The sequence below is a fragment of the Nonlabens tegetincola genome (assembly GCF_002954355.1).
In the GTDB taxonomy this organism is placed as follows: Bacteria; Bacteroidota; Bacteroidia; order Flavobacteriales; family Flavobacteriaceae; genus Nonlabens; species Nonlabens tegetincola.
This window is the reverse complement of record NZ_MQVV01000014.1, coordinates 130,625-142,728: the sequence shown is the minus strand read 5'-3', so window position 1 is coordinate 142,728 and position 12,104 is coordinate 130,625. Positions and strand designations below refer to the sequence as shown.

The window sequence follows — 12,104 nt, the reverse complement described above, 5'->3', positions numbered from 1 at the left end:
TTTGACATATGAAGGAAGATTATATCAAATTGATTTTTGGGCTTAAGCTACGTCAAATAAGGAATGATAAGGATTTATCTCTTTATGGATTATCTAAATTGAGCGGACTTTCAAAATCTTATTTAAATGAGATAGAAAATGGTAAAAAGTACCCTAAACCGGATAAAATTGTGCTACTTGCCGAAAAATTAGAAGTTCCTTATGATCAACTAGTATCTCTTAAGTTAGATAAAAAACTTGCACCTATAGGTCGATTATTAGAGTCTAATGTATTTAAGGAAATTCCTTTGGAACTTTTTGGAATTAAGGAGCGACACCTTATAGAACTCGTTTCCAACGCTCCTGATAAGGTAAGTGCTTTTATAAGCACAATCATTGAAATAGCCCAACATTATAATTTTAGCAAAGAGAGTTTTTACTTAGCTTCATTGAGATCCTACCAAGAGGCCAATTATAACTATTTTAAACATCTTGAGGATGAAGCAACAGCAATAGCAAATAGGTTTCAAATAAATTTGTCTTCGTCGATCAAATCAGAAGATTTAAAAGAAATTTTAATCGAAGAGTATCATTATAAGATTAATGCAGAGGCGTTAGGACATCAACATGGTTTAGAAAACTTAAGATCTGTTTTTGTACCAAAAAGCAAAACACTACTTGTACATCATGAGGTGGATGAATCCCAACGCACTTTCATATATGCAAAGGAGTTAGCCTACCAACATCTTAAAATTGAACAGCGTGTCAATACGTTCCCATGGCTTAGTTTTGATTCTTTTGATCCTGTTTTAAATAATTTTTACGCGTCCTATGTAGCAGGTGCTCTTATTTTAAGTAAGCAAATTCTTGATATCAAGCTAAAAGCAATATTTGAAAAGGACACTTTTGATAAATCTGCCTTTTTACAACTCATAAATAGTTTTAACGCATCTCCTGAATCCTTTTACCAAAGGCTAACGAATATTTTACCAGCATCTTTCGGAATTAAAAATTTATTTTTTCTTAGACATACGCATCAAGTAGGTACAGATGATTATTGGCTTAAAAAAGAACTTCACCTTGCTCATCAACATTCTCCTAGGGCCAATGAAACAGATGAACACTATTGTAGAAGGTGGGCTTCCATAAAAGTTTTTAAAAAAATCACTTCATCAAATAAGGAACATGAAATGGATATTCAAATTTCAGAGTTTCCAGAACCAGATGTGAAATACTTAATTCTATCGTCTGCCACCAAGGATCCTTTTAAGGATGGTCATTACCGTAGTATCACAATAGGTATGTTTATAGATAAAAGTCTAGAAAGAAAAATCAAATTTATTAAAGACCCTTCTTTAAACTCCTATAAAGTAGGTGTAACTTGTGAACGTTGTAGTATCACAGATTGTGACGTACGAAAGTCACCACCAAAACATCTTATTAAACAAGAAAAACACAATCAAGTGGCAAATCTTGTTAGAGAATTAATGCACGAATTTGAATGATTTTAATATCCATTTAAAGTTTTCAATTTAGTATATTTACTTTAACTTGCTAACTAAGAATAGTGTTATTATGTCTTTATACAACAAATTAAAGTGGATTCTAGGTATACTTATTGTTTTCGTTTTAATCATCGCAACCAATCTAATTGATAAGAACAACTTTACACGTGTTCGTGATTCGGTGGTTACTATTTATGAAGACAGAATAATAGCAAGCGATTTGATTTTTGAATTACAGCAATCCATACATGAAAAAGAGGTTGCTATCGTTTTAAGGGATAGTTTGTTTTACAAAAATCAAAACTCTAGAGTAAATCAACATATAGAGTCTTTACTTGCCAGGTACGATGAAACGAAGCTCACCAAAAAAGAATCCAAAATTTATAAAAATTTAAAAAGCAACCTGGCAGATTTAATAACTCTAGAAAACAAGAATACCTCCATGAATCTCTTAAATAAGAATGAGATTCTAGCAAAAATTGATAATCTTAAATCTAATTTGAGTGATTTGTCTAAAGTACAGTTGGACGAAGGTGGAAAACAAATGTCAATAAGCAAAAAAGCTCTTGACACAGTCGAATTTTTTACTCAATTAGAAATTTGTATTCTAGTTGTCCTTGCTATTGTGATACAACTAATTGTAATGTATAATCCTAAAAAAACGGAGTGATGAAATTTTGCCCTACCATATAAAATCGAATTATATGAAAGGACGAAATTATTTATTTATAAGTAACTAGGATATCAGCAACTTTTTGAAGATCTGTTTCATTAATTTCTGTTTTTGGTGCTAAAGGAAAAATCTGTTTCCCAGGTCTACTGATGAATGCAGCACGCCATCCAGCCCAAAGTGCACCAGCAACATCCCATCCGTGAGCTGCAATTAGCATCGCCTCATTTGACTTTGTTCCCATCTTCCTCGCTCCCCATTCATACGTCTCTCTGAATGGTTTAAATTTTCCAATATCTTCCACACTTAACCTTTCATCAAAGAAATCAGTGAGTCCAGCGCTTTCAAATTGTTTTTTAACTCCTGCGTTCGAGGAATTAGTAAATGATACTAATTTGTAACCATCATTTTTTAAATCTGCTAAAGCATTTTTTACATCAGGATGTGCAGGTAAACCTCTTAAAGCTTCAACTATTATTTCACGCGCTTGCGATTCGGTAATATTAATCCCATTATTTTTTGCTACCATTTGTAAGGCTGCAGCGCCTATGTAACCAAAATGTTCATACTGACCACTCGCTGTTGTTACTAAGGAGTATTGTAACATTGTAGTGAACCATAAGGACAAAAGATCGTCTCTTCCATTTAAAGCTTTACCAACCTGCGTTTTCATTTGTGTCAAATCCAGTAATGTTTCATTAACATCAAAAAACAACACCTTAGGTCGTTCTAAATTTTCGGTTTTCATAGGATTCCAGTTTGGGGCTGAGTTTATCAAGCTAGGTAGCATCATTGATGATGCTCCTATCATACTCAAATTTTTAATAAAGTTTCTTCTGTTAGTCATAATCTAGATAAAATTTAAGTAGGCACACAACAATGTGTACCTACTTAAAATAGGCTTACTTATTTTTTTTCCAATCAAATTTTGCAAAACCTTCATCTAGCTTGGTTTCTGCAATGTGATTAGTATAATTACTAATCACTTTTTGGGATAAACCTAAGATTATATCCAGTAAGTTCTTTTGATTATATCCTGCAGCATAAAAATCTTGTAAGGTTTTTTCATCTATAAAACCTCTGTTTCTTACAATTGCAAGAGTTGTATCGCGTAAAGTTTCCAATTTAGCAGATGGCAATTCAGATTCATTACGTAGGGCTTCAATGATTTCATCATCAACTTTCATTGCTTTTGCTATTGCTGTATGAGCTGGAACACAGTAATGACATTCATGCTCTACATTGATCGTTTGCCATACCACAGTTAACTCTTCATCATTGAATGATGATGAAGCAAAAAGTTCATGTAGATTTTGATATGCTTCTAAAAGATTAGGTGATTCAGCTAGTACGCCATGTAAATTTGGAACGTATCCATAAGCTTTTTGCGACTTTTCAAGAAGAGCCTTACTCTTCTCTGGAGCACTTTCGATTGTGTGAATTTCTAAGATTTCTGATTTTTGACTTGTATTCATAATTTGCAATTTTTATAACTAACTAATCGGTTAGTTATAGATTAAAAAAATTTATATTGAATTAAATATTTGTTCGATGTAATTTTCTAATTGATCTCTATCAAAAACTCTTGAGGCACTGGACAAACCGAACATAGCAATCAATAAATAATCTGATTGTTGATTAATTGTTTCGACTGTTCTTGAACTATCCTTACTTAACGCATTGGCAAAAATGTCTTTCACTCCTAAGGTAAAGTTTACCAAAGCATTCTTTATTTCTGGAGCAGCCTTATCTCTTAATTCGTTTTTTGTATTGGTTATCAAACAACCATTTTTGTTGTTACCTCTTTGTGAAAATGAAAGAAATTTATAGAAGTAATTTTTAATCGCTTGCTTTCCATTCTTTCCTTTTTCTATTTCAATTAACAAGCTGTTCAATTGTTCTTGATAACATTTAATACTGGCTAACAAAAGACCTTGTTTACTGCCAAAGCTTGAATAAATGGAAAATTTATTGATTCCCATTTCCTTCTCCAGCATATGCATCGAGGTAGTTTCAAAACCATTACGCCAAAAAAGATTCATCGCCTTCTCTAGCACATCACTTTCGTTATATTCTTTAATTCTTGGCATTTTAAACAAAGTTGAATACAAAACTAAACAATCGTTTAGAAACAGCATACAAATTAACGTTACATTAATCTATGAGCACTATATAATCTTAGAATATCACAAGCTCCAAGTTTTGCATGTTTATTTTATAGTAATCATTGTACTTTTAGGCCTTTAATACTTCAATATGGAAAATGTAATTAATTTTTTATCTGAATTAGCGTGGTATTGGTACCTAGTTGTATTTATTATCCTAGTAGCGCTTTACGATTTATTCAATCGCAAGCATATTATACTACGTAATTTTCCGGTGGTAGGTCACATACGCTACTGGCTAGAAAGTATAGGTCCAGAATTAAGGCAGTACATAGTGGCAAATAACAGAGAAGAACTACCCTTTAATCGAATTGAAAGAGGTTGGATTTATGCTAGTGCAAAAAACGAAAACAACTATGAAGGATTCGGTACTGATCGAGATATACACTCTCATCAATACATATTCGTTAATAATGCAATGATGCCTTTTAAAGTTGAAGAAGATCATATTTCCAAACGCAAACCAGAATTCGTTCCTTGTGCTAAGGTTATAGGTGCTTCAAAAAATAGAAAAAGACCATATAGACCAGCAAGCGTTATAAACATCAGTGCCATGAGTTATGGATCTCTTAGCGCCAAAGCAGTTGACGCCATGAATCAAGGTGCAAAAAAAGTTAATGCATATCACAACACTGGTGAAGGTGGCCTTTCTCCCTATCATAAAAGAGGAGCCGATGTAGTCTTTCATTTTGGAACTGGATATTTCGGTGTACGTGATAAAGAAGGTAATTTTTCCATGGAACACATGAAAAAATTAGTCGCAGACAACCCACAAATACGTGCAATCGAGGTCAAGCTATCACAAGGAGCCAAACCTGGAAAAGGCGGTGTGCTTCCTGGATCAAAAATAAGTAAGGAAATAAGTGAGATACGTAATGTACCTATGGGTAAAGATGTATTATCTCCGCCTACTCACAGTGCCTTTGACGGTATTGAAGGTTTAATTGAATTTGTTGAGGATATCGCTCGAGAAACAGGACTACCAGTTGGTATAAAAGCAGCCATCGGTAAGCTTGCTCAATGGGAACAACTTGCAGACATCATGCAAGCTACAGGAAAAGGACCCGATTTTATAACTGTAGATGGCGGTGAAGGTGGCACTGGAGCGGCGCCTCCTAGTTTTGCAGATCATGTTTCACTTCCATGGGTGCATGGATTTGCAGATCTATATCAAGTCTTTAATAAACGAGGCATGGCAAATGACATCGTCTTTATTGCAAGTGGTAAATTAGGATTTCCGGCAAAAGCAGCTATGGCATTCTCAATGGGTGCCGATGTGATTAACGTAGCACGTGAAGCGATGATTGCAATAGGATGTATACAAGCACAGGCATGTCATAACAACACCTGTCCTACAGGAATTGCAACTCAAAACAAATGGTTACAACGTGGAATCGTGGTTCCTGAAAAGGCAGATCGACTGGCAAGTTACTTTACTAAGTTTAATAAAGAACTACTAGAAATTACCCATGCTTCAGGATATGAGCATCCTTGTCAATTTAACATGGAAGATGTTGATATTTCACTAGGTGATATGAATCTCACACAAACTTTAGAACACACCTATAGATACAGAAAGACTCCAGTAGATTATATCGGTTTATCAAAAATGGAAAATTGTCCCTATTTAGGAGGCAAATAAATACTTTCAAATAGGTTCTTGATCAAATCAATTTTGATAAAGATATCTGTTTAATAGAATACAATTACTGGACTACAAGTGCGTTATTTATTTTAAATTCGCCTGAACTATTTTAAAACTAAAACAACTTCAATGGACAACATTCTTCCACAAGTCTTTTTATCTTTATTACCAGCTGCCATAGTAGGATTTGTAGCATACATATCTATCGCTTCATTTATGAAAAATGAAGAACGCCGTCGCAGGTTTTTAACCGTTAGAGAGTCGCAAGGAAAAACATTACCTACTCGCATGAGTGCCTATGAAAGAATGACCCTTTTTCTAGAACGCATTAAACCAGCCAATATCGTTGTACGCACAAAACCTGGTAATCTATCAAAAAGTGATTACGAGCAGTTATTGGTAAATACCATTGAGCAAGAATTTGAACACAATATTGCTATGCAAATTTATGTGAGTGAAGAATGCTGGAATATCATAAGGGCTGCAAAAAACACTACCATTCAACAAATAAGACAAGTAGCTCTCAAAGAAAAAAATTCATCGGCGGCAGAGTTGCGTAGTGCGTTACTCAACGATCTTATGGACAAACGATCTCCTAGTTCTACAGCGCTAAGTTTTGTGAGAGAAGAAGTAAGCAATCTATTCTAATCAAGATCAACTTTAAAATTTAACAACCTTTTTCAAAACTATTTTTGTTTAAGTATTAATTTTATAACTTAAACAAATGTTTTGAAATTATATCAGCACCACGCTACACAAAAACTACCGATAACTTTGGATCAGGCATGGGAATTCCTTACCGATGCCAATAATTTAAAGTTACTCACTCCACCAGAATTACAAATGAAAGTTCTATACGGGACTGATCGCGGTATGTATCCTGGGCAGCTTATAGAGTATTCAGTAAAACCACTTCCTTTCTATAGAACTAATTGGGTTACGCACATTACTCAAGTAGAGCACAAAAAATTTTTTGTTGATGAACAAATGTATGGTCCATATGCTACCTGGCACCATGTACATTTCATTAAAGAAATACCAGGTGGTATTTTGATGGAGGATCTTATACATTACCGATTACCATTGGGAATTTTAGGAAAATTAGGAGCTCCATTGGTAAAGAAAAAGCTTGAAGAGATATTCCGCTTTCGCGAAAGCGCACTCATTAACCATTTTGGTTCGTTCAAAGAAACGACCGCACCTGAGAACAAATCCGTAAGTAAACATCAAATATTAAATTAACATGTCAAAAAATATATTATTAATAGGCGGAAGCCATGGAATAGGAAATGCCATTGTACAACACATGCATCAAGACCATAATCTATTTGTAGCATCTAGAGAAAATGAGAATTTACCAGACGATGTCACACATATATCATTTGATGCTACAACAGACGAGCTTGATGTAAGTCAACTACCAGAAAGTCTAGACGGATTTGTGTATTGTCCCGGCAGTATCAACCTTAAGCCATTTAAAATGCTTAAACAAGAACATTTTGAAGATGATATGAATATAAATTTCTTTTCACTTCTTAAAGTTACGAGAACCGTTCTTCCACTATTAACTAAAGATGGGAACAGCAGTATTGTTTACTTTTCAACCGTTGCAGTAGGAACAGGAATGCCTTTTCACACAAGTGTAGCTGCCGCAAAAGGCGCTATAGAAGGATATGCTAAAGCTCTTGCTGCAGAATATGCTCCAACTGTAAGAGTTAATGTCGTAGCACCATCTCTCGTTGACACACCACTTGCTGGCAGGTTATTAAATAACGATGCAAAAAAAGAGAAAATGGGTGATTTACATCCTTTGAAAAGAGTAGGAACTGCTGATGATATTGCCAGTATAACTAAATTTTTACTAGAACAAAATAATGGTTGGATCACAGGTCAAGTAATAGGAGTTGACGGCGGAAAATCCACTTTAAATTTAGGTAATTAATGTCTCGCAAGGTAAATGTATTTTGGTTTCGCAGGGATTTAAGACTAGATGACAACGCTGGTTTTACTGAGGCTTTGAAGGGCGATCTACCTGTTTTACCCATCTTTATTTTTGACAAAAACATTCTTGATAAATTACCTGAAGACGATGCCAGAGTGACTTTCATTTTTGAACAATTACAAGGCATGCGTGATGAGCTTCAAGAAAAGCATGGTAGCTCGATAGCAATTTTATACGATGATCCGGAAAGTGCTTGGAATGAATTGCTGAAGGATTTTGATGTTAATGCTGTTTATACTAACCGCGATTACGAACCCTATGCCAAAGAGCGTGATGAAAAAGTTCAAAAGCTCCTGAGTAATAAAAATATTGAATTTAACACGTTCAAGGATCAAGTTATATATGAAAAGGATGAAGTGGTTAAAGCAGATGGTGATCCCTATGTGGTTTACACTCCATATAAAAACAAATGGTTAGAACAATTTAGAAAAGACGTAGGACAAGGTAAAGACATCACCACATACAACACTGGATATTATTTAAAAAACTGTATCGAGCATAGTAGATTGCCTAATGTGAGCCTGGCAGATATGGGATTTAAAAAATCTAGTATCGATGTTACAGACTATAGAGTGACTAAAAAAGTATTATCTGAATATGAATCTACTCGTAATTTTCCTGCTAAGCACTACGGTACTTCTAGGTTAGGTCCTTATTTAAGATTTGGAATGGTGAGCGTGAGAAAAATGGTAGCAAATGCAGATCATGTAGAGAACAAAACATTTTTATCAGAGCTTATTTGGAGAGAGTTCTTCATGCAAATTTTGTATCATTTTCCACATACTAAAGACGAAGCGTTCAAATCAAAGTACGACCGTATCGAATGGCGCAATAATGAAGATGAATTTGAAAAATGGAAAAACGGTCAAACAGGATATAAACTAGTTGACGCAGGAATGAGAGAACTTAATGCTACTGGATATATGCATAATAGAGTTCGTATGCTTGTAGCAAGTTTCTTGTGTAAACATCTATTAATAGACTGGCGCTGGGGCGAGACCTATTTTGCCGAAAAATTATTAGATTATGAAATGAGTTCAAATGTAGGTAATTGGCAATGGGCTGCTGGTAGCGGTGTAGATGCTGCTCCTTACTTTAGAATATTCAATCCAATAACACAAAAGGATAAATTTGATAAACAACGAGAGTATATCAATGAATGGGTACCTGAACACGATACTGATAAATATCCAGACATGATGGTAGATCACAAAGAAGCTAGAGAACGTTGTCTTAAAACCTATAAAGAAGCTGTATCATAACTATTGAAGCTTGATAAGATTAATATCGTGTGGTTTAAGCGGGATCTTCGTTTACAAGATCATCTGCCTTTAAAAAATGCACTTCAAGAAGATGTCCCTACCCTACTGCTGTATATTTTGGAACCAATAATATTGAATGACGTTCATTACAGTGAACGTCATTTTACTTTTATAAAACAAAGTCTTGAAGATTTAAACCGTACCCTTTATAACTATAATACGAGGATATTATGTATTAAAGGTGATGCTATTTTAACTTTTAATAAGCTATCTAGTTTATTTAATATTACCACCGTTTACTCACATCAAGAAACTGGAATTTACAGTACATATGAGCGAGATATACAAGTAGGTAAATTATTAAAAGATAAAGGTATTCGGTGGAATGAATCTATCTCTAATGGAGTAATAAGAGGTATATCAAATAGAAAAACCTGGAAAGATCAATGGATTGAATACATGAATGATGATCTACAACATCCTGTATTTAATAATTCTATGGTAGTACATAAAGACAGTGTTTCCCAATTGAGCAACCATTTCAATACTTTCAGTTTAACCTATAAGGAATGTGCTAATATTCAAAAAGGTGGAACGACCACCGGTTTGAAATATTTTAATTCCTTTTTAAAGGATCGTATAACAGGCTACAATAAAAACTATTCAAAACCATTGACCAGCAGATTACACAGTAGTAGGTTAAGTCCATACATAGCTTGGGGTAACCTAAGTATGCGTATAGTAGTTCAAACTGCTGCAAGTAAAAAAAATAGTATTAAGGACTTACGTAATCTTAACTCATTTCTTTCAAGATTAAGATGGCAGGCTCACTTCATCCAGAAATTTGAAATGGAATTTCAAATGCAATGGCGTAGTCTTCATCCCGCTTATAGAAATTTAGGTAAGGAAACAGATGAAAGATTAGTAAAGGCATGGAAAACTGGTCAAACAGGCTATCCACTGGTAGATGCTGCCATGAGATGTCTTATAGATACGGGATTTATCAATTTTAGACTGCGAGCCATGCTTACCAGTTTTTTTGTTTTTCATCTATGGCAACCTTGGCAAAATGCGAGCCCACATCTCGCCCAACATTTTTTAGATTTTGAACCTGGAATTCATTTTCCTCAATTACAAATGCAAGCAGGAGTAACAGGCATCAATATTATTAGAATCTACAATCCTATCAAGAACAGTTTAAACCATGATCCAAATGCAACCTTTATTAAAAAATGGGTTCCAGAATTGAAAAATTTACCTATTGGATTTATCCATGAACCTTGGAAAATGACTTTCATGGACGAGGCTTTTTATGAATTTAAACTAGGCGAATCTTATCCAAAACCGATTGTTGATGATAAGCTTTCGCGAAAGCGTGCAAGTGATATCCTTTATGGCATCAAAAACTCTATCGCATCCAATTTGGATTCACAAAAAATTATAAAGAAACACACCAATCCAAATCGTAAGGTGTGGAATGGAGATGAAGGTTTAAATACAAGTAACTAGATTTCAACGCAATAACAACTTAATCAAGTGCCCTAGCAAGGCCGTAAGGTTATTTTGGCACGCTGGTTGATATTACTTAATTGTAGTTGACAATGAAGTCCTACATCTAAACTTACAACTATGAACAAGCTCATTACTTTACTACTATTATTAGTAGGATCAGGTGTAAGCCAAGCCGAAAAACTAGAAGATCATCGTAGTTACAACTTTGATGATAGAATTATTTTTGTTGAAGGAGGCATTGAATTTGCTGTGTTCCCAGATGGACAATTTGACTTCAATTTTTTAGACTACGGTCCTCAATCTAGCGTCAATATAAACACGCCTAATATTAATATATCCTTTAATACGGGTTATGACTACGACCGTTATGTACAATATGATAATTACGGAGCGGTAATACAAGTAGAAAGTGTTCCTATTTATTATGATGGCTATGGTAGAATTATACAGGCAGGTGATGTGTTTATAAATTATCGTAATGGATGGGTAAACCGTGTAGGAAGCTTATCTGTATTCTATAATCGTCCAGGAGTTATTGTAAGAACAGCTGGCTTTATTAATCCTTTTAATCGCGTTTATGTTTATAGGCCATGGCACAGGTTTTATGCTATTCCAATAGTTGATAGATGTATTGTATGGAACAATCCTTACAGATTGTATTATAATCCTATTAGATTTTCTTGGAACTACCACCGTACTTACTGGAGAAGTCCGAATTATTATAACGGTTGTTTTGTACGTAATAACGTAAGACGTAACTTTTATAGACCTAACGATCGTGTACGATTAAGAAGCTTTGAAAGAGGTCGAAGAGATTCTCGTGGTCGCGCAATAGCTTCAAACAACCGAGGTCGTAACGAAAGAGCTGCAATTTCAAGAGGAAGAACAACCGTAAATCGTACTGCTACCTCATCAACACGACGCAGTAATGCTACTCGTAGTTCAAATAATAATAGAAATACTGCCATTACAGGACGTAGTTCTAGTAGGTCTAATGAAAGAGCAACACGATCAACTCGTAGCTCAAGAAATACAACCTTAGGTACAACTAATAGAAATTCCAGAGTAGAATCTAGATCAAATAGAACTGCTAGAATCACGAATAATTCAGGATCAAACAGGTCCAACGATCGAATCGCAAACTCTAGAAGTACACGAACTAATCGAGTAGCTCCTGCAAGATCTAATAGATCCACTAGAGCAACAAGTTCTAACAGATCTAGTAGACCAACTAGTGCAAGAAGCACAAGTGGAAACTCGAGAGCAAAGAGCACTAACTCCAGTAGATCAAAAAGATCAAATAATACTAGTTCTTCTAGATCTCGTAGTGGCCGCAGATCTTAAATAAAAAATAGTGAAGTTGT

General features: G+C 34.6%; 12 protein-coding genes. 9 read left to right on the top strand and 3 right to left on the bottom strand.

The annotated features are described in order from the left end of the window. Positions 1-8: 8 nt before the first annotated feature. Together BST93_RS07600 and BST93_RS07595 are read left to right on the top strand one after the other, a co-directional pair. The gene (locus BST93_RS07600) at positions 9-1,484 is read left to right on the top strand and encodes a helix-turn-helix domain-containing protein (protein ID WP_105018688.1); all 1,476 of its coding nucleotides are present in this window, start codon (positions 9-11) and stop codon (positions 1,482-1,484) included. A 70-nt stretch (positions 1,485-1,554) separates the two neighbouring features. Further along, positions 1,555-2,154, top strand: coding sequence for an MCP four helix bundle domain-containing protein (locus BST93_RS07595; RefSeq protein ID WP_105018687.1), 600 nt, complete (start codon positions 1,555-1,557; stop codon positions 2,152-2,154). 52 nt (positions 2,155-2,206) lie between these two features. Here BST93_RS07595 and BST93_RS07590 read toward each other — a convergent pair whose 3' ends face one another. The 3 genes from BST93_RS07590 to BST93_RS07580 form a co-directional block, all read right to left on the bottom strand. Continuing rightward, positions 2,207-2,965 carry a haloacid dehalogenase type II gene (locus tag BST93_RS07590; RefSeq protein ID WP_258150500.1) on the bottom strand — a complete coding sequence of 253 codons (759 nt, stop codon included), beginning with the start codon at positions 2,963-2,965 and terminating at the stop codon, positions 2,207-2,209. Between the two features lie 91 nt (positions 2,966-3,056). Then, on the bottom strand, positions 3,057-3,629 hold the full coding sequence (locus tag BST93_RS07585; protein WP_105018946.1) for a carboxymuconolactone decarboxylase family protein: 573 nt from the start codon (positions 3,627-3,629) through the stop codon (positions 3,057-3,059). A 51-nt stretch (positions 3,630-3,680) separates the two neighbouring features. Further along, complete coding sequence (locus tag BST93_RS07580) at positions 3,681-4,244, bottom strand: TetR/AcrR family transcriptional regulator (RefSeq protein ID WP_105018685.1); 564 nt, start codon at positions 4,242-4,244, stop codon at positions 3,681-3,683. 166 nt (positions 4,245-4,410) lie between these two features. Between BST93_RS07580 and BST93_RS07575 the strand changes: the two genes are divergently transcribed. From BST93_RS07575 to BST93_RS07545, 7 genes are all read left to right on the top strand, one after another. Beyond that, the gene (locus BST93_RS07575; RefSeq protein WP_060522853.1) at positions 4,411-5,961 is read left to right on the top strand and encodes an FMN-binding glutamate synthase family protein; all 1,551 of its coding nucleotides are present in this window, start codon (positions 4,411-4,413) and stop codon (positions 5,959-5,961) included. A 132-nt stretch (positions 5,962-6,093) separates the two neighbouring features. Next, positions 6,094-6,612, top strand: coding sequence for a DUF7935 family protein (locus BST93_RS07570; protein WP_042278246.1), 519 nt, complete (start codon positions 6,094-6,096; stop codon positions 6,610-6,612). An 81-nt stretch (positions 6,613-6,693) separates the two neighbouring features. Further along, complete coding sequence (locus BST93_RS07565) at positions 6,694-7,206, top strand: SRPBCC family protein (protein WP_105018684.1); 513 nt, start codon at positions 6,694-6,696, stop codon at positions 7,204-7,206. Between the two features lies 1 nt (position 7,207). Continuing rightward, the gene (locus BST93_RS07560) at positions 7,208-7,906 is read left to right on the top strand and encodes an SDR family NAD(P)-dependent oxidoreductase (RefSeq protein ID WP_105018683.1); all 699 of its coding nucleotides are present in this window, start codon (positions 7,208-7,210) and stop codon (positions 7,904-7,906) included. Then, complete coding sequence (locus BST93_RS07555; RefSeq protein ID WP_105018682.1) at positions 7,906-9,228, top strand: cryptochrome/photolyase family protein; 1,323 nt, start codon at positions 7,906-7,908, stop codon at positions 9,226-9,228. Before BST93_RS07560 ends, BST93_RS07555 begins: the two co-directional genes overlap by 1 nt. Positions 9,229-9,255: 27 nt before the next feature. Beyond that, positions 9,256-10,737, top strand: coding sequence for a cryptochrome/deoxyribodipyrimidine photo-lyase family protein (locus BST93_RS07550; RefSeq protein WP_308736860.1), 1,482 nt, complete (start codon positions 9,256-9,258; stop codon positions 10,735-10,737). Positions 10,738-10,857: 120 nt separating this feature from the next. Continuing rightward, entirely contained in the window at positions 10,858-12,084 is a 1,227-nt protein-coding gene (locus tag BST93_RS07545; protein WP_105018681.1) for a hypothetical protein, read from the top strand. Positions 12,085-12,104: the final 20 nt, after the last annotated feature.